Origin of the sequence: Lentzea aerocolonigenes, assembly GCF_000955955.1 — a bacterium.
In the GTDB taxonomy this organism is placed as follows: domain Bacteria; phylum Actinomycetota; class Actinomycetes; order Mycobacteriales; family Pseudonocardiaceae; genus Lentzea; species Lentzea aerocolonigenes_A.
The window spans coordinates 14,627-32,207 of sequence record NZ_JYJG01000153.1 but is presented as its reverse complement, the minus strand read 5'-3'; the positions used below and the strand labels follow the sequence as shown (position 1 = coordinate 32,207).

The window sequence follows — 17,581 nt, the reverse complement described above, 5'->3', positions numbered from 1 at the left end:
GATCGATCGATAACGCATACGAGTTGTCAACGAGGTGGCCCGCCATGAAGAGGAACTGGATCCGCGCTGCGGCGGTCCTGCTGCTGACCGGCGCGGTCGCCGCCTGCGGAAGCGATGCACCGTCCTCGCCGGACGGGGTCACCCGGGTTCGGGTGGCGATGATCCCGCTGGGCAGCACGCTGCCGGTGCACGTCGCGGACGAGCGGGGGATCTTCGCGCGCAACGGGCTGCGCATCGAGCGGACCGAGGCCCAGGACCCCGCGACGTTCGCGCCCGCGTTGACGAACGGCCAGTACGACATCGCCTTCAGCCTCCCGACGATCGTGCTGGTGGCCGCCGGCAAGGGCCTGGACCTCCAGGTGGTCAACCGGATGCAGCGCTCGACGCCCGGCAGCCCGAACGGCGCCCTGTTCACCAAGGACCGATCCCTCGACTCGTTCGGGAAGCTCAGGGGCCGCAAGATCGCCGTCCCCGCGTTGACCGGCACGATCACGGACTCCCTGAAGTACCTGCTGCTGAAGGAGAACGTCGGCCTCAAGGAGGTCGAGTTCGTGCAGACGCCGTTCCCGGCGATGGGCGACCAGCTGGACGCAGGGCGCGTCGATGCCGTCGTGGCCGGAATCCCGTTCAGCGGCGCACTGCTGGACCGCGGGTTCCACCTGCAGTCCGAAGTGGTCACCGCGGCGGTGCGGAAAGCGAGCGATGGCAAGGTCACCAGCGGCATGACGGCACTGTTCGCGGCCACTGCGGCGTACACGCGCGAGCATCCCGGCGTGATCAGGGCCTGGCGCAAGTCGCTGCAGGAGGCCGTCGACTACCTGAACGGCCACGACGCCGAGGCCCGCGAGTACCTGCAAACGTGGCTGGCGATGCCATCCGAGGTCGCCCAGCGGTCGCCGCTGCCCGAGTGGACGATCGACATCACGCCGGAGGACCTGCGCCCGTACGTCGCCATCTCCCGGGCCGTCGGCACCATCGACACCGAACCCGACGTGCGCGCGCTGGTCTGGCAGGACCATCCGTGAGCACCGCCGAGCGGACCGCGGTCGCGTACGAGGTCGACTCTCTCGGGGTTCGGCTGAACTCCACCGACGGCCCCCGGCAGATCGTGCGGGACATCTCCTTCGACGTCGCCCCCGGCGAGATCGTCGGCATCGTCGGCCGTTCCGGAGTCGGCAAGACCACGCTGCTGCGGGTGCTCGGCGGCCTGCTCGCCCCCTCCTCGGGCACCGTGTTCCTGGGCAACCGCGCGGTGCACGGACCGCCTGCCGACGTCGTCGTGGTCTTCCAGGACTACGACAACGCACTGCTGCCGTGGCGCACCGTTGAGCGCAACGTCGCCCTCGGACTGGAGGGCAGGGTGCCCCGGCGGGAGCGGCGTTCGCGGGTGGAGCGGGCGCTGGGTCTGGTCGGACTGGACGGACGCGGCAAGGAGTACCCGCGGCGCCTCTCCGGCGGCATGGCACAGCGCGTCCAGATCGCCAGGGCGTTGGCGGTGCAACCGACCGTCCTGCTGATGGACGAGCCGTTCGGCGCACTCGACGCGCTCACCAAGGCGACTCTGCAGGACGTGCTGCTCGACATCCACGCGCAGACCCGCACGACGATCGTGTTCATCACCCACGACCTGGACGAGGCGATCTACCTCAGCGACCGCGTGCTCGTCCTCGCCGGCGCACCGGGCACCATCACCAGAGCCCTGCCGACCGGCCTGCCCCGCCCGCGCGACCAGCTCGCCACCCGAGAACTACCCGGATATCTGCGAGTCCGGCACCAACTCTGGGAAGCCCTGCGCGCCGATCATGGTTAGTCGCGCCGGGCTGCTGGTCCCGCTCGCCTTCACCGGCGCGTGGCAAGTGCTGGTGTCAACCGGTGTGCTGCGCTACGACTACTTGCCCGCACCGGTCGACGTCGGTGAGTCGCTGGTCGCGCTCACCGCGTCGGGCGAACTCGCCGCCGACCTCGCCCACACCCTCGCGATCGTCGTCTTCGCGGCCGCACTCGCGCTCGCGCTGGGTGGCGCCCTCGGCTTCGCGATCGGTTCCCTGCCGCCGGTGCGGGTCCATCTCATGGCCTCGGTCGACTTCCTGCGCACGATCCCCGCGGTCGCACTCCTGCCTGTCGCGTTGCTGCAGTTCGGTCCTGGCCCCGGCACCGAGCTGATCCTCGCGACCTGGGCCGCCCAATGGCCCGTGCTGGTCAACACGGCGGGCGCGGTCGCCACCGTTCCCGCGCGCCTGCACGACGTCGCGCGAACGCTGCGACTCACGAGGACGAAGAAGCTCCGCACGATCGTGTTCCCCGCCGTGCTCCCGGCATGGCTGGCCGGGGCCAGGGTCGCCGGGATGATCGCGCTGCTGGTCACCGTCGTCGCCGAGATGATCATGACACCCGAAGGTCTCGGTGGCGGCCTCATCCAGTCCATGCAGGCACTCGATCCCGCGCGCATGTGGGCCTACGCCCTGACCTGCGGCGTCGTCGGCGCTGTGCTCAACGCGACGCTGCGCCGCGCGGTCCGGATCGGTCTGCCCGGCAGTGCGGTGAACCTCGACCAGGCGGGCGCGACGTGAAAGGTTCCCGCGGACTCCTTCCCCTCGTCGCGCTGCTCGCCGGGTGGCAGCTGATGGGCGACCCCGCCTCGATCGCACTCCCACCACCGGCCGAGTGGTTCCGCTCCCTGGCCGAGCTGCACGCCGACGGCGAACTGGTGGCGGCACTCGCGGAGACCCTGTCGACCTACGTACTCGGCCTCGCCCTCGCCGTCATCACCGGTGCGCTCACCGGCGCGGCAATCGGGTCGTCCCGCCACCTCGACCGCGCGCTGACGCCGTCCTTGGACTTCGTCGCCACGGTGCCAGGAGCCGCGCTCGTGCCGGTCGCCGTGCTGTTGCTCGGCACAGGCCGGCTGACAGGCGTCCTCACGGTGGCGTTCGCCGTGGTCTGGCCCATCCTGCTCAACGCCGTCACCGCCACGCGAGCCATCCCCGCCGTCCGGCTCGAAACCGCACGCACACTTGGTTTCTCGCGGGTTGAACGCTGGCGGAAGTTCGTCCTGCCGTCCCTCACACCGGCGATCGTGCTCGGCACCCGCGTGGCGTCGTCCATCGCGATGATCGTGGCGCTCCTCGCCGACATCTTCGGCACGGGACACGGCATCGGCCGTCTTCTCGTCGAACGCCAGCAGAACCTCGACGCGCCTGCCGTCTGGGGCCTGCTCCTCCTCGTCGGCACCTTCGGTCACCTGACCGCCGCCGTCCTCGCCCGCGTCGAGGCACATCTCCTGCGCGACTGGCAGCGATCAGACCAGTAGCCCGCAGGGCAGCCGAGGGTCCGGAAGCAGGCCGCACTGCCGAACACGTTCGGGTGACACCTTCTTACGGAGGTCAGCACTTGATCATTAGCATCCTGACGCCCTTCCACCCCACCAAGTCCGGATGTGAACACGTGGCCCACCTCGCAAAGTCAACTCGCGTGCTCGGCGTTGCCGTGGCCGCACTGGTGCCGGTCGCCGTGCCTGGTGCGCCGGCGCTCGCGGACGCACCCGCCGCCGTGGTCTGCACGACCTCGTCGCACTGGTCGTACTCGCCCGGCGTCGTGCTGGTGCCGCGGCCGCTGCGCACGACGGTGCGGGACGAGTACACCTCGTGCACCGGGCTCGGAGGGGCCGTCGCGGCGACCGGGGACAGCGAGTTCGTCGTGGACCGCAGCGCCGGATGCCTGGAACCGCTCGCGGCCGTGCCGGAGACCAGGGTCATCACCTGGGGGGACGGCAGCACCAGCGCCTTCACCTACACCGTGACCGTGACGTCCGCGCCGGGTGCCGACGTGATCACCAAGATCGGCACGATCACCGGCGGCGTGTTCGCCGGGCGGTCCGCTCAGGCGGTGCAGGCGGCACCGACGACCGATCTGCTGCTGTGCCTGTCGGACGAAGGGATCACGCGACAGTCCTCAGTGGGCACCTTCACGGTCCTCTGACCGCAGTGCTGACCATCAGCGGCGTACCGTCCGGCGAGGGCACGAACCTGTTACGCCGGCACGCGCCCGACCTCACCTGGCAGGACCGGTCCCCTTTTCTCGGTGCTTCGGCCGCACCGGTGATCCCGTGGTTGCGCATTGCCCGCCGCGACCACAGAAGAGAGACGGACGTCGAGCTCCCGGCGAGTTGTCCCGCGCCTCGGGGCGTCGCCGTCAGTTTCGCGCCGGAGGACGGCCTCGGAGCACGCGCCTGGGCGGCCGCGGCGGGACTTCGCCTGCTCGCCGCGGACAGCGCAGCGGTCGCCACCGCGGCGGACAAGATCACCTCGCTGGCGTTGTTCGAGCGGGCCGGGGTGGCCACGCCTCGCACGTGGGTCGTGACGGACGACTTTCCAGCTGACGCAACGGGTTCTCTCGTCGTGCAGCGCCGCGCCAACAACCTCACCGGCAAGGGCACCCGGTTCGTCACGACACCGGAACAGCTCACCGGCGTGCTGCGGGAGTGGAGCGGCGAGACGCTGCGGGTGTCGGCTCACGTGCCCGGCGTTCCCGTGACGGTGAGCGGATGCGTGATGCGGCAGAGCACCGTCGTGTCCGCGTTGTCCCATCAGCTCGTCGGGATTCCGTCGCTCACGCCGTACTGGGGCGCGCACTGCGGCAACCAGCTCATCGCCGACGACGACCTCCCCTCCGGTGCCGCGGCGCGCTGCCGCGAGGTGTGCGCCGCGGTCGGGAACCAGTTGGGGCGGCTGGGTTTTCTCGGGGCGTTCGGGCTGGATCTGCTGGTCACGCCGGCGGGCGCCGCGCTGGCGATCGAGATCAACCCCCGGTTCCAGACTGTGGTGTCACTGGTTCAGGCCCAGGAACGCGCCGCGGGACTGCTCCCCTGCCTCGGCACGCACGTGCTCGCCTCGCTGCTGCAGTCCGTGCCGGTCGAGGAAGTCCGCACCCCGTGCCTGAGGCTCAGCCAGATCGTCATCACCGCCGACCGAGCCGGAGTGCTCCGAACCGGCGTCGCGTCAGGAGTGCACCTGTTGGCGCAGGGCCGGCTCCTGCCTCAAGGCGAAGGCGATCTCGCGGCGTTGCGGCCCGGCGAGGCACTGCTGTGGGCGCACGCGCATCCCGGTGACCGCATCAGGCCGGGAGAGGAGCTCGCGGTGCTGCAGCTGCCGGGCCCGGTCGCGCCGGTACGGGCGCACCCGGAGCTCTCCGCCGAGGCACTGCGGTGGATCAGGGCCGTGCGGCAGGAGCTCGTGATCGAGGATGACTGAACCGTCGGGATGGGTCGACCTGCCGCCGGACCGCATGCGCGAACTCGGCCACCAGGTGGTCGACCTCGTCGTGGACCACCTCACCGGACTGCGCGACCAGCCCGTGCGCACCCTGGCGACACCGGACGAGCTGCGGCACGTGCTGGACGAGCCCGTGCCGGAGGGGCCGGCCGATCCGGGCGCGCTGATCGGCTTCCTCGCCGCGGAGGTCCTGCCGCGGTCGTTGCGGCTCGGACATCCCGGCTGCCTGGCGTTCATCCCCAGCGCGAACAACTTCCTCGGTGTGCTCGGCGATCTGCTGGCCTCCGGCTTCAACACCTCTCCCGGTGCCTGGCCGGTCGGCGCGGGACCCGCCGCCGTCGAGCTGGTCACCGCACGGTGGCTCGCCGACCTGCTCGGCCTGCCCGGCGGCTCCGGCGGGGTGTTCACCCCCGGCGGAGCGCTGGCCAACCTGACCGCGCTCGCCGCCGCACGCGACGACCGCCTCGGCACCGACGCGACCGGCGGGGTGCTCTACTGCTCGGACCAGACCCATCCCGCCGTGCTGCGCGCGTGTCACATCATCGGGCTGCGGCAGGAGCAGGTGCGGATGCTGCCGGTCGTGGAACCGGACGTGGTGCGGCGCCAGGTCCACGCGGACCGGACGAGCGGCCTGCGTCCGTTCCTCGTGGTGGCGAACGCGGGCACGACCGGGACCGGCTCCATCGACCCGTTGCCAGGGCTGGCCGCGCTGTGCCGCGAGGAACAGCTGTGGCTGCACGTCGACGGCGCACACGGCGCCGCCGCCGCGTTGACCGAACGCGGCCGGAAAGCGTTGCGCGGACTGGACGAAGCCGACTCCGTTGTGATCGACCCGCACAAGTGGCTGTTCCAGCCGTACGAGATCGGCTGTGTGCTGGTGCGTGACCCGGAGGTGCTGCGCCGCGCGTTCACGATCGACAGGTTCCGCGCCCAGACGGGCTACCTCGCCCTCTCGAGGCCCGCGGACGCCGAGACGAACCTGTCCGACCACGGCGTGCAGTTCACCACGGCCGCCCGCGCGCTGAAACTCTGGTTGTCGCTCAAGGGTTTCGGTGTGGCCGCGTTCCGCGCGGCCATCGACCGCGGACTCGACCAGGCAGAACACGTCGCCGCCCGTGCCGAGGAGAACCCGGAGCTCGACCTGGTGGCAGGACCGAGCCTCGGCATCGTCTGCCTGCGGTACCGAGGAGGAACGGACGACGTGCAGGCCGCGATCTGCCGTGAGATCAACGAGAGCGGTCACCTGCTCATCGCGACGACCACGGTGGACGACGCGCTGGCGTTGCGGCTGTGCACGATCAACCCGCGCACCACGCAGGCCGACCTGGACCTCGTGCTCGCCGCGATCGTCGAGGCCGGACGGGCCTGCTGAACACGCACACCGAACCTTCACAGAACCTCCCCACAACCCGGCCAACGCATGCGGTTCCCCAGCCGTCTTCCCGTCATGTTCACCACATGGGTCGAGAACTTCGAGTCCGAAGCGGCGCGCCGGAAGCGAACAGGTGACCCCGACTGGGCCGCCGGTGCCCGGCTGCACCCCGACGTCGTCAAGAGCGTGCAACGGTTCCAGGTCGGCGAGTCCGGCGACGGCGCCAACCTGATCGCCAAGGCGGGCGGCGGAACGTACGGCGCGGCGGTGCGGTTGTTCGTCGCCGAGGAACAGAACCACGCGCGGATGCTGGAACATCTGCTGCGGTCGGCCGGCCAGCCGACCATCGGTTCACACTGGACGGACGCGGTGTTCGTGCGGCTGCGCCGGGCGCTGGGACTGCGACTGGAGCTGATGGTGCTGCTCATCGCGGAAACCGTGGCGCTGCGGTACTACCGCGCGTTGCGCGACGGCAGTCATGACCCGCTCACCGCTGACGTCGCGGATCGGATTCTGCGGGACGAGGAGCGGCACGTCCCGTTCCACCAAGCCCGGCTCGGCCGGGTCCGCCGGCCTGCACGAGCGTTCTGGTGGATGTTGTTCGCCGGGGCCGTGGTGACAGTCGCGCACGACCACGCACCAGGGCTGCGCCAGCTCGGCGTCAGGCCGTGGCAGTTCGTCGTGCAGACGCTCGAAATCGTGCGCCGGCAAGGGATAATGGACGGCGAGGCGCATCGTCCTGGCTGAACGGGCTGCTCACTTTCCGGCCTCGGCTGCTTCAGCTGGTGCGGACGGCTGCGCGACGCGGACGTAGCTGACCTGCAGCAGCGTCAGCTGGCGGGCGCTCACCGCCACTGCGCCCACGTTCGAGAGTTCCGCCGCCTCGTCCTGCCCAGCGGCCCGGTACTGCACGGGACCGCTGATCGTGAGCTCGCGATCGGCCATGTCCGTCGCCGAGCGGCTGTAGGTGAGCAACCACCCGGCCACGTAGGTGCCGTCCGACAGGTGACAGCCCACGTGCACCCGGCAGTCGGGATGTGCCGTGAACAGGCGTCCCCAGGCGGAGAGGAACGTGGATTCGTTCCTCCTGCGCAGCCGGTCGAACATCGGGCCCGCGACCAGGGCGCCCAGCAGCGAGGCGGCGGCGACGAGGCCCACGCCCCAGATCCAGAGCGCGACGTGGTGCTGCACCGCGTAGTCGCCGGGACGGGTGAACAGTGCGGTGAGGTCGACGGTCTGCCGCGGCCAGGCCGACCACACCACCAGTGCCAGGGACAGCACGACCAGGTCGCACACCACGCTGACCACGACCATCGCCACGGTCTCGCGCAACGCCGAGAACTGCCGCTCCGGCCCTGAGCGCTCGCGCCGTGCGCTGTAGGCGAAGCCGGGGGTCAGCAATGCGATGAACAGGACCAGCCCGACCAACGTCGTGGGGACCATGCCACCCCTCCCAGTGGTGCTCCGCGGCCTATGATTGTGTCACGAAGATCTTTTCAGCGGCTGGACGGAGTCACCCCGTGTCGTCACCACCGGATCCGGAGTTCGCCGACATCGACTTCTCCGACGACGGCCCGGATCACGTCCGCGGCCATGCGGTGGCGGGCCACGCGCAGTTGCCTCCTACCGCGGACGCGCCTCCTCCCCCGCCGCCGCCCGCGAAGCAGTAACGAGTTCGTTCGCGCCCGAAGGCCGGCGTAGTCGCGATACGTTCGTTCGGTGGACATCGATGCTCTCCGTGCGCAAGCCGCGGAACTGCACGCGAAGGCGCGGGAGACACCGACCGCCGAAGCAGCTCAAGCCGCCGTCGAGGCCGCTCGCGCCCTGGTGTTGAGCTGCGGGCAGGACGAGCTGCGTGTGGAAGACGTCTGGCTGCTCGGCTGGGCGCTGGTCACCTGGTGGAACGCCGGCGGCGAGGACGGCCTCTTCGACGAGGCCATCGCGATGTTCCGCATCGTCGCGAACCTGCCGGACTCCCGCCGGAGCGCGGTGGTCGCGATGGCCACCGCGTGGGGCATGCGGGCGCAGCGGGATCCGTCGCGCGCCACGCTGGACACCGCGATCGCCGAGGTGGGCGCGTACGCCGATGAGTTCCCCGAAGCGGCGGACGAAGAGGCCGACCTGCTCGTCCTGCGCTACACCGTGGCGTACAGCCCTTCCGACCTCAACGAGGCGATCGCCAAACTGGACGCGCGGTCGCAGCGGTCCGCGGACCACCGGACCCGGTGGCTGCTCGGCAGTCTGCTGCGTTCGAGGTACGAGTCCTTCCAGCACGAAGAAGATCTCCTGCGTGCCATCGGCCTCGCGGCGTCGGCGATGCTGACGGCCGACGAGCGCAACGAGGAGGAGCGCAGGCTGGAGGCCGGCGGGCTGCTCTCGGACTGTCTGCAGAGCCTGCCCGACACGGCCGGCGTGGCCGCGGGCGTCGTGACGGCGCTGTGCGACGCGCTGCACGAGAAGGGCGACCAGAACTTCCACCAGGAACTGGTCGTCCTGATCGTGACGAACCGGTACAAGGCGACCGGCAGGCCGAGTCTGCTGAGCGTGCTGTTCGGGCTCTACACGGAGTCCGGGTACGACGACTCGCGCGGCGTCTTCGCGAGGGAGACCGTGCGCGAATGGGCCGCCCACCGGAAGGAGCGGTACGCCCCGATCGACCTCCCCGATCGCGAGATGCTCGTCCTGCTCGGGATGTGCGCACACGCGATCAGGACGCACACCGAGTTCGGCGATCTCGTCAACTTCCTGGCCGTGCAGCTCATGCTGATCGCGAACGTGTGGAGCAGTTCGGGCGCCGAGCTTTCTCCCGCCACGCTGAAGGCGGCCATCGAGATCATCGAGCCGGTGGCCGACGTCATCCCGGAGGCAGGCCGGAAGGCGCTGCTGTCGACGCTGTCGTCGTTGCACCTGAAGTACCTCAACCGCGCGGCGGAACCCGGCGACGGCAGGGCGTTCATCGAGGTGCACCGCCGGATCGCCGCGAACGGCTCGCCAGGTGACCTGGCCGCGCTCGCGAACGCACTGTCCTCCAACTACCGGCGGACGGGCGCCGACGCCGAACTGGACGAGGCCGTCCGGATCTGCGAGGAGATCAGCCATCACGCCTACGGATACGCCCTTCTGCACGCGGACTTGCTGCGGAAGCGGTTCGGCCGCGACCAGAACCTCGAGGACTGGCTCGCCGCGATCCGCCTGCTGGACCAGCCGGACGCGGAGCTCCCGGACAACCGCGCGACGCGCTCCGGCTTCGCCGACCTGGTGATCGATCTCCACGAGATCGCACGCACAGCCGGCTCGCTGGCGGCTGTCGCGGAGCCGCTGTACGGCCTCTGCACACGAGCGATGGTCGTCGTCGACGACCAGACGATGTTCGAGGAACTCAGGTACCGGGTCAGCACGATGCACGAGGAGATGCCCGAACTCCGGCAGGCGACGGCGACCGACGACCATGCGCGCTGGACGCTCGGCGCCGGCCTGATCGGCGCGCCCTCGGCCGTCACCCCCGTGGACGATCTCGATCGTGCGATCGGCCTGCTCGGCGAGCTCCTCGTGAAGAAGACGGGCACGCAGTTCCGCTCCGTGGTCCTCTCCGATCTTTCCGGCGCGCACATCTCGCGGTTCGCGAGGACCGGCGACAGAGGCGATCTCGACCGTTCGATCACGGCGATGCGCGAGGCGGTGCGACTCAGGCCGGCCGACCCGCTGATGCTGGCGAACCTGTCGCACAAGCTCACCGAGCGGTTCGACGTCATGGGCAGCAAGACCGACCTCGACGAGGCGGTGGCGCTGGGAGAACACGCCCGCGGACTGATCGACGACCGCACCAGCGCCGCGGGGCGGTTCGCCATCCACAACGGACTGGCCGGCAGGTACCGGAAGCGGTTCGCGTTCAGCGAGGACCCGGCCGACCTGGACCGGGCGCTCACCGCGATGCGTGCCGCGCTCGACGCCCTGCCCGACGACCACCCGGACCGGGCGATGGCGCAGCACAACCTCGGCGGGTTCCTGCTCTACCGAGCCGCCCAGGGCCGGAGTTCGGATCCGGACGAGATCGTGGGGCTGTTCAACGCCGCCCTGGAAGGCACCCCCGCCGGGCACGCGGCGTCGCACAACCGGAGGGTGTCGCTGGCGCAGGCGTTGCTGCACCGGTCGGAGACGTCGTCCGCACGCCCGGACGACCAGGCAGAAGGCCTGCGGATCCTGCGGGACCAACTGGCCGGGTTCGGGCCGGACGAGCCGAGGCGGTACGACGTGGCCTACGTTCTGGCCGCCGCGCTGACGCTGTACGGGGGTTCGCCGACCGAGGCGATGGAGCTGTGCCAGCACATCGTTCGCGCGCCGCAGGCCCCGGCGGAGACCCGGCTCAACGCCGGGGTCGACTGGGCGCGGCTGGCGGAGGACGGCGGCTCGCCCACCGACGCGATCGGCGCTTGGGAGGAGGTCATCCGGCTGCTCGGTTCCGTTGCCTGGCAAGGGCTTCCCCGCAGCGACCAGGAACGGTTCCTGGTCAAGTACCAGCGCCACGTCTCGCGCGCGGCGACGTTCGCGATCAGGTCGGGTGAGGTGCGGCGGGCGCTCGAGCTGATCGAGCACGGCCGGTCGATCCTGTGGCGGCAGGAGGGCTCGGCCGAACTGGAGCTCGACGCCGCCGAGTCGGTGGTGGTGCTGGTGGCGCACGGCGAGCAGGGCCACGCGATCATCGTCCGCCGCGACGACGTCCAGGCGATCGAGCTGCCCGGCATGACCGCGCCGGAGATCGACCAGTGGTGCGGTTTCCTGGTCTCCGCGACCAACGCGCTCGGCACTGGCGACCAGGAGACCATCGGCGAGGCCCAGCGGGTGGCGACCGCCGTCCTCGACTGGTCGTGGCACGTGGTCGTCGCGCCCGTGCTCGCGGCTCTGCCCGAGTCCGGAAGCCGGCCGCGGTTGTTCTGGTGCCCGACCGGGCCGCTGGCGATGATGCCGCTGCACGCCGCCACCGACGCCACGACCGGACGCTCGTGCCTCGATCTCGCGGTCTCTTCGTACGTGCCGAGCCTGCGGTCTCTCGCGACCGCGCTTCCCCGTCGCGGCGCCGGGCAGGAGATCGAGGAATTCCTCACCATCGCGCTCGACGACCACCCCGACGAGAACCTGGCGCTCGTCCACGTCAAGGCCGAGGTCGCCGCTGTCGAACGGGTGTTGCCGAGCGCTCGGCACAAGTCGTTGCTGAACCTGCAGGCGACTCGTGACGCCGCGGCCCGCGAGCTCGCGCGGCACCGGTTCGTCCACGTGTCCTGTCACGGCGCGCACGACCCGAAGGCCCCGTCTGCCAGTGGCATCGTGCTGGCCGACGGGGTGCTGAGCGTGCTGGACATCGCGAAGGTGCGCACGGACGACGCCCAGTTCGCGTACCTGTCGGCGTGCCGGACGGCGATGGGGGCACCCGAGCTGTCCGACGAGTCGATCCACCTCGGCGCCGCCCTGTTCCTCGCCGGTTTCCGGCAGGTCGTCGGCACGCTGTGGGCCGTGGGCGACCAACTGGCGGCGAAGGTCGCGGAGGCGTTCTACCGCAAGGTGGCGGTCTCGGGGCCGGATGCCGCGGCGACCGCCATCGGTGAGGTCGCTCTGCTCGTGCGTGCGCAACGCAAGGCAGAACCGTTGCTGTGGGCGGGATTCGTCCACATCGGAGTCTAGGAGTCGGACCATGACGCGGTACGTCGACGAGGATCTGCACGGTGCGGAGTTCCGCGAGTGCGACCTGACCGGGGCACGCCTGATCGGCGTCGTCATGCAGGACGCGGTGATCGACGGCCTCGTCACCAACCTCGTGGTGAACGGTGTCGAGGTCACCGAGTACGTCGAGGCGGAGCTCGACCGGCGTCATCCGGTGCGGGTGCTGATCCGCTCCGAGGACCCCGCCGATCTGCGCGAGGCGGCACGGCGGCTCCAGGCCGGCTGGACCGCCACGATCGAGCGAATCCGCCGTGCACCGGGCATCGAGCGCCGCAGTGTGAACGACGAGTGGTCGGCGGTGCAGACGATGCGCCACCTGGTCTTCGTCCACGACTCGTGGTTCCGCCGCTGCTGCCTGGGCTCGACGGAGCTCTTCACGCCGATGGGCATCGGGCCGTCCGTCGAGCCCTACCGCGGAGCGCACGGGCTCGACCTCTCCCTCGACCCGGACCTCGACGAGATCGTGAGCGTGCGTGACGCGCAGGCCGCGGAGCTCGAGGCCTGGCTCGACGACGTCACCGCCGCGCAGCTCGCGGTGCGGGCGCCGGTGCCGGACGACGACGTCTGGCCGCCTTACGCCAGGGGTCGCTCGGTGCGGCAGTGCCTCGGCACGGTACTCAGGGAGACATTCGAGCACCACGGCTTCTGCGTGCGCGACCTCGGCCTGATCGAGGCACAGGACGCCGAGTAGGCTCAGGTCGTCTTGCGCACCAGGCCGGTGAACCCCGCGACGAACAACGTCGCGAACGCCCAGGCCATCAGCTGCAGCACCCACATCGTCACGACGACGAACTGGCCGGCGCTCGTGCTCGTGGCGACCTGACATCGTTGCTGCACATCGGTTTTCACCAGTGGTGCGGCGGCGTTCAGCGCGTAGCCGATCTGGTCCACTGCGGAACACCGCACTGCGCCCGATCCGAGCACCACCGCCGCGGACACCGCCAGTGTGCCCAGCAGCCACAGCAACGCCGTCGCGGGCCGAGCGTGCGCTGACCATCAACGCTGACAACGGCCTGCCCATCCGCGACGAGGTGTTCCCGGCCAAGAACTCGCCGAACCCGTCGAAGTACGCGGTCGTGACCTACAAGTCGTCCCGCGTGACGCTCGCCGACGTGGCCGCGGGCAAGATCTGATCCTGCCCGCTGAACGCTGCTGGGAGGGCCGGCGAGATGCCGGCCCTCCCAGCAGGTCACACGATCGTGTCGTCCACGAAGCACCAGCGCCAGGTCTCCCCCGGCTCGAACGACCGGATGATCGGGTGCCCCTCCTCGGCGAAGTGCTTCGAGGCGTGCTTGGCGGGCGAGGAGTCGCAGCAGGCGACCTTGCCGCAGCCGAGGCACAGGCGCAGGTGCACCCACCTGCCGCCGGCGGCCAGACAGTCCTCGCACCCCTCGAGCGTGCTGGGAGCGGGCTCTGGGCCCAGCTCGGCGACGTGTTCGCAGGTAGTTGCCACGGCGCGACAGTACCTCGATTGGTGTCATCGACAAGTTCCAGAAAGTCGAACGCTGGTGTTTGACTGGTCGCATGACGACTGCCGACCGCGTCGCGCGGCCTTCGATTCTCACGGTGGACGACGATCCGGCCGTGTCCCGGGCGGTGGCACGCGACCTGCGCCGGATGTACGGCGAGCACTACCGGGTCGTGCGGGCGGAGTCCGGGGCGCAGGCGCTCGAGGCGCTGCACGAGATCAAGCTGCGGGGCGAGGAGGTCGCGGCGCTGCTCGCCGACTACCGGATGCCGCAGATGAGCGGGATCGAGTTCCTCGAACAGGCCATGGACGTGTTCCCGCAGGCGCGCCGGGTCCTGCTCACGGCGTACGCCGACACCGACGCGGCGATCCAGGCGATCAACGTCGTGGACCTCGACCACTACCTGCTCAAGCCGTGGGATCCGCCGGAGCAGAACCTCTACCCGGTTCTCGACGAGCAGCTGCGCGCGTGGGCCGTGAGCGACCGGCAGCCACCGCAGCGGGTGCGGGTGGTCGGGCACCGCTGGTCGCCGCGTTCCTACGAGGTGCGGGATTTCCTGGCGCGCAACAACGTTCCCTTCCGCTGGCACGCGCTCGACGAGCCGGAGGCACGCTGTCTGCTCACCGCGGCGCATCAGGACGGGACAACTCTGCCGGTCGTGGTCACCGCCCAGGGCAAGGCTCTCGTCGACCCCTCGGACGCGGACCTCGCCGCCGAGGTCGGGCTGAGCACGCGGCCGTCGGCCGACTTCTACGACCTCATCGTCGTGGGCGGCGGGCCCGCCGGGCTCGGCGCCGCGGTGTACGGAGGCTCGGAAGGGCTGCGCACCGTCCTCGTTGAACGGATCGCCACGGGCGGCCAGGCGGGTACCAGCAGCCGCATCGAGAACTACCTGGGTTTCCCCGACGGCGTGTCCGGCGGGCAGCTGACCGAGCGGGCCCGCAGACAGGCGGTGAAGTTCGGCGTCGAGCTGCTCACCACCCGTGACGTCGTGGCCCTCGAACGCCGGGGCGCCGCGCGCGTCGTGCGGTTCGGCGACGGCACCGAACTGGCCGCCCACACCGTCATCCTCGCCACCGGCGTGTCGTACCGGTTGCTCGACGCGCCCGGACTCGGCGCGCTGACCGGGCGGGGCGTGTACTACGGCGCCTCGACCACCGAGGGCCCGAACTGCGCCGGTCAGGACGTCTACCTGGTCGGCGGCGCGAACTCGGCCGGGCAGGCGGCCGTCTACTTCTCCGGGCACGCGCGCAAGGTGGTGATCCTGGTGCGCGGCGACTCGCTGGAGCAGTCGATGTCGCGGTACCTGATCGACCAGCTCGAAGCGATCCCGAACGTCGAGGTGCGCACGCACACCGAGGTCGTCGGCGGCACCGGTGAAGATCACCTCGAGACGCTGACGTTGCTGCACAACAAGACCGGCGAGACTACGACCGTTCAGGCGAGCTGGTTGTTCGCGTTCATCGGCGCCGCCCCGCGCACGGACTGGCTGGACGGCACGCTGGCACGGGACTCGCACGGGTTCCTCCTCGCCGGGCCCGACCTCGGCGGCTCACCCGCCGGCTGGGACCTCGAGCGGGCGCCGTACCACCTGGAGACGAACGTGCCGGGGGTGTTCGTGGCGGGAGACGTCCGGGCGGACTCGGTGAAGCGGGTCGCGTCCGCGGTCGGTGAGGGCGCCATGGCGGTCACCCTGGTCCACCGTTACCTGGAGAGGTCGTGATGGAGAGGCCCACCGCGGCGCAGCTGCGCGAACTGTTCCTGTTCGAGAAGCTCGACCAGGGCCAGCTGGACTGGCTGGCCGGACACGGTCACATCGAGACCCGCGAGGCCGGCACGCCCGTGCTCACCGAAGGCGAGCCCGCGACGTGCTTCTTCGTGCTGCTCGAAGGCACGGTCGCGCTGTGCCGCAACATCGGCGGGCAACGGGTCGAGGTGAGCCGCAGCAGCCTGCGCGGCTCGTACTTCGGCGCCACGCAGGCCTACCTGGAGCTCGACCAGCCGACCTACCAGATGACCGTCGAGTCGATCACCGCCACGTCGATGCTGCAGTTCGACGCCGACGAGATCGGGCCGACGATCCGCGCGTGGTTCCCGATGGCGATGCACCTGCTGGAGGGCTTGTTCTGGGGGATGCGCAACACCCAGGCGACGGTCGGCCAGCACGAGCGGCTCACCGCGCTCGGCGCACTGGCAGCGGGCCTCACGCACGAGCTCAACAACCCGGCCGCGGCCGCGGTGCGGGCGACGGCCGCTCTGCGCGAACGGGTCGCGGGCATGCGGCACAAGCTCGCCCTGCTGGCCCAGGGCTCGATCGACCCGGCAGACCTGCCCACGCTGGTCAAGCTGCAGGAGAAGGCGGTCGAACGGGTCGCCAAGGCCCCGAAGCTCAGCCCGCTCGAGGCCAGCGACGCCGAGGACGAGGTCGCCGACTGGCTCGACTCGCATGACATCAGCGGCGGATGGGACGTCGCACCGGTCCTGGTGGCGGCCGGGCTGGACGTCGAGTGGCTGGAGAGCTCGCTCACGGCGTGCCCCGTCGGTGTCACCGCATCAGCCGTGTACTGGCTCAGGTACACGGTCGAGACCGAGATGCTGATGAACGAGATCGAGGACGCGACCACCCGAGTGTCCACTCTGGTCGGTGCCGCCAAGCAGTACTCGCAGATGGACCGCGCGCCGTTCCAGGTGGTCGACGTGCACGAGCTGCTCGACTCCACGCTGGTCATGTTCGGCGGCAAGCTCAAGGAGGTGCAGGTGGTCAAGGACTACGACCGGACGCTGCCCGCCATCCCCGCGTACGCCGGCGAGCTCAACCAGGTGTGGACGAACATGATCGACAATGCGCTGAGCGCGATGGGCGGGTCCGGCACGCTGACCGTGCGGACGTTCCGGCGGGACGAGCACCTCGTCGTGGAGATCGGCGACACCGGTCCCGGCATCCCGGCGGAGGTGAAGAGCCGGATCTTCGAACCTTTCTTCACGACCAAGCCGGTCGGAGAGGGCACCGGACTCGGGCTGGAGATCTCGTGGCGGATCGTGGTCAACAAGCACCACGGCGAGATCCGGGTGGAGTCGGCACCGGGTGACACCCGGTTCCAGGTTCTGCTGCCCCTGGAGGACGCCCGTCCTTGAGCTCGTCGCCGTCAGGTTCCGGTGGCGACGAGCACCAGGACGCGGCGTTCCGGCACGAGGTAGGCCTTGGCGGACCACTTGTCGTGGCTGAAAGCCTGGTCGAGACGATCGCTGGTCAGGAACGCGCCCGCCGGGAGTTCGGCGCGCAACCCCTCCACGACCTCCGGGCTCTTTCCCGCGGGTGCGGAGGCGTAGGTGGTCTTCAGCTCGTCGATCTTGCGCTCGGACAGCGTGACCACGGCGTCGATCCAGTAGGTCGACGGGCCGGGTGCCCGGTCGGAACCGAAGGTGCCCGACATCCAGCGGGCGTGCTCCGGGTCGTCGAGTGCCGTGAACCGCTTGGTGAGCGGCTCGAGGTCGGTTCGCAGCTCGCCGGTTCCGGACTTCTCGGCGGTGCCGGTGTCGCGCACGTTCGTTCCTCCGTTCCACGACGTCTGACAGCCGGCGGTCATCACCGCGAGCAACAGCACGGTGACCAACCTGATGAGCCTCACCGGCGCTCCCTGGGGTTGTCCGGGGTGGGTTCCCGGCCGCGGCTCGTTCCGCGGGCGTCACGATCCTCGCCCGGCTGTCCGGCGGGCCCACCGGGTGGGTGGCCCAGCTCCCAGGTGACCGTCCTG

At 70.4% G+C, this 17,581-nt stretch carries 18 protein-coding genes; 14 read left to right on the top strand and 4 right to left on the bottom strand.

Annotated elements, in window-relative coordinates; translation table 11 throughout:
- Positions 1 to 44 precede the first annotated feature (44 nt).
- The 8 genes from UK23_RS22380 to UK23_RS22345 all read left to right on the top strand — a co-directional run bounded on the left by UK23_RS22380 (position 45) and on the right by UK23_RS22345 (position 7,389).
- Positions 45 to 1,025, top strand: a complete 981-nt coding sequence (locus tag UK23_RS22380) for an ABC transporter substrate-binding protein (protein WP_045313542.1) — start codon at positions 45 to 47, stop codon at positions 1,023 to 1,025.
- On the top strand, positions 1,022 to 1,810 hold the full coding sequence (locus tag UK23_RS22375) for an ABC transporter ATP-binding protein (RefSeq protein WP_231114623.1): 789 nt from the start codon (positions 1,022 to 1,024) through the stop codon (positions 1,808 to 1,810). The genes UK23_RS22380 and UK23_RS22375 overlap by 4 nt, the downstream gene beginning before the upstream one ends.
- A complete protein-coding gene (locus UK23_RS22370) occupies positions 1,803 to 2,570 on the top strand; it encodes an ABC transporter permease (RefSeq protein ID WP_045313541.1) in 768 nt (255 codons plus the stop codon). Before UK23_RS22375 ends, UK23_RS22370 begins: the two co-directional genes overlap by 8 nt.
- Positions 2,567 to 3,310, top strand: a complete 744-nt coding sequence (locus UK23_RS22365) for an ABC transporter permease (protein WP_045313540.1) — start codon at positions 2,567 to 2,569, stop codon at positions 3,308 to 3,310. Before UK23_RS22370 ends, UK23_RS22365 begins: the two co-directional genes overlap by 4 nt.
- Positions 3,311 to 3,471: 161 nt before the next feature.
- Complete coding sequence (locus tag UK23_RS52800; RefSeq protein WP_045313539.1) at positions 3,472 to 3,978, top strand: hypothetical protein; 507 nt, start codon at positions 3,472 to 3,474, stop codon at positions 3,976 to 3,978.
- 5 nt (positions 3,979 to 3,983) lie between these two features.
- The gene (locus UK23_RS22355) at positions 3,984 to 5,249 is read left to right on the top strand and encodes an ATP-grasp domain-containing protein (RefSeq protein ID WP_045313538.1); all 1,266 of its coding nucleotides are present in this window, start codon (positions 3,984 to 3,986) and stop codon (positions 5,247 to 5,249) included.
- The gene (locus UK23_RS22350) at positions 5,242 to 6,642 is read left to right on the top strand and encodes a pyridoxal phosphate-dependent decarboxylase family protein (protein WP_045313537.1); all 1,401 of its coding nucleotides are present in this window, start codon (positions 5,242 to 5,244) and stop codon (positions 6,640 to 6,642) included. Before UK23_RS22355 ends, UK23_RS22350 begins: the two co-directional genes overlap by 8 nt.
- Before the next feature lie 75 nt (positions 6,643 to 6,717).
- Entirely contained in the window at positions 6,718 to 7,389 is a 672-nt protein-coding gene (locus tag UK23_RS22345; protein ID WP_045313560.1) for a ferritin-like domain-containing protein, read from the top strand.
- A gap of 9 nt (positions 7,390 to 7,398) precedes the next feature.
- Here UK23_RS22345 and UK23_RS22340 read toward each other — a convergent pair whose 3' ends face one another.
- Entirely contained in the window at positions 7,399 to 8,085 is a 687-nt protein-coding gene (locus UK23_RS22340) for a DUF6338 family protein (protein ID WP_045313536.1), read from the bottom strand.
- Positions 8,086 to 8,162: 77 nt separating this feature from the next.
- Here UK23_RS22340 and UK23_RS51815 point away from each other — a divergent pair, with 77 nt between their 5' ends.
- From UK23_RS51815 to UK23_RS22330, 3 genes are read left to right on the top strand one after another with little or no spacing between them, the layout of a single operon-like run.
- Positions 8,163 to 8,312 (top strand): hypothetical protein, encoded by a 150-nt coding sequence (locus UK23_RS51815; RefSeq protein WP_156213312.1) that lies wholly within the window; start codon positions 8,163 to 8,165, stop codon positions 8,310 to 8,312.
- A gap of 49 nt (positions 8,313 to 8,361) precedes the next feature.
- The gene (locus UK23_RS22335; protein ID WP_045313535.1) at positions 8,362 to 12,318 is read left to right on the top strand and encodes a CHAT domain-containing protein; all 3,957 of its coding nucleotides are present in this window, start codon (positions 8,362 to 8,364) and stop codon (positions 12,316 to 12,318) included.
- A 10-nt stretch (positions 12,319 to 12,328) separates the two neighbouring features.
- On the top strand, positions 12,329 to 13,048 hold the full coding sequence (locus UK23_RS22330) for a DinB family protein (RefSeq protein ID WP_045313534.1): 720 nt from the start codon (positions 12,329 to 12,331) through the stop codon (positions 13,046 to 13,048).
- 2 nt (positions 13,049 to 13,050) lie between these two features.
- Here UK23_RS22330 and UK23_RS22325 read toward each other — a convergent pair whose 3' ends face one another.
- On the bottom strand, positions 13,051 to 13,248 hold the full coding sequence (locus UK23_RS22325; RefSeq protein WP_156213311.1) for a hypothetical protein: 198 nt from the start codon (positions 13,246 to 13,248) through the stop codon (positions 13,051 to 13,053).
- 53 nt (positions 13,249 to 13,301) lie between these two features.
- Between UK23_RS22325 and UK23_RS50470 the strand changes: the two genes are divergently transcribed.
- Positions 13,302 to 13,490, top strand: a complete 189-nt coding sequence (locus UK23_RS50470; RefSeq protein WP_082114872.1) for a hypothetical protein — start codon at positions 13,302 to 13,304, stop codon at positions 13,488 to 13,490.
- A 56-nt stretch (positions 13,491 to 13,546) separates the two neighbouring features.
- Here the strand turns inward: UK23_RS50470 and UK23_RS22320 are convergent, their stop codons facing one another.
- Positions 13,547 to 13,810 carry a UBP-type zinc finger domain-containing protein gene (locus tag UK23_RS22320; RefSeq protein ID WP_045313532.1) on the bottom strand — a complete coding sequence of 88 codons (264 nt, stop codon included), beginning with the start codon at positions 13,808 to 13,810 and terminating at the stop codon, positions 13,547 to 13,549.
- Positions 13,811 to 13,881: 71 nt separating this feature from the next.
- Here UK23_RS22320 and UK23_RS22315 point away from each other — a divergent pair, with 71 nt between their 5' ends.
- Positions 13,882 to 15,549 carry an FAD-dependent oxidoreductase gene (locus tag UK23_RS22315; protein WP_045313531.1) on the top strand — a complete coding sequence of 556 codons (1,668 nt, stop codon included), beginning with the start codon at positions 13,882 to 13,884 and terminating at the stop codon, positions 15,547 to 15,549.
- A complete protein-coding gene (locus UK23_RS22310; RefSeq protein WP_045313530.1) occupies positions 15,549 to 16,961 on the top strand; it encodes an ATP-binding protein in 1,413 nt (470 codons plus the stop codon). The genes UK23_RS22315 and UK23_RS22310 overlap by 1 nt, the downstream gene beginning before the upstream one ends.
- An 11-nt stretch (positions 16,962 to 16,972) precedes the next feature.
- On the opposite strand, the gene UK23_RS22305 is transcribed toward UK23_RS22310, so the two are convergent.
- Positions 16,973 to 17,455 carry a hypothetical protein gene (locus UK23_RS22305; protein ID WP_052684937.1) on the bottom strand — a complete coding sequence of 161 codons (483 nt, stop codon included), beginning with the start codon at positions 17,453 to 17,455 and terminating at the stop codon, positions 16,973 to 16,975.
- Between the last annotated feature and the right edge of the window lie 126 nt (positions 17,456 to 17,581).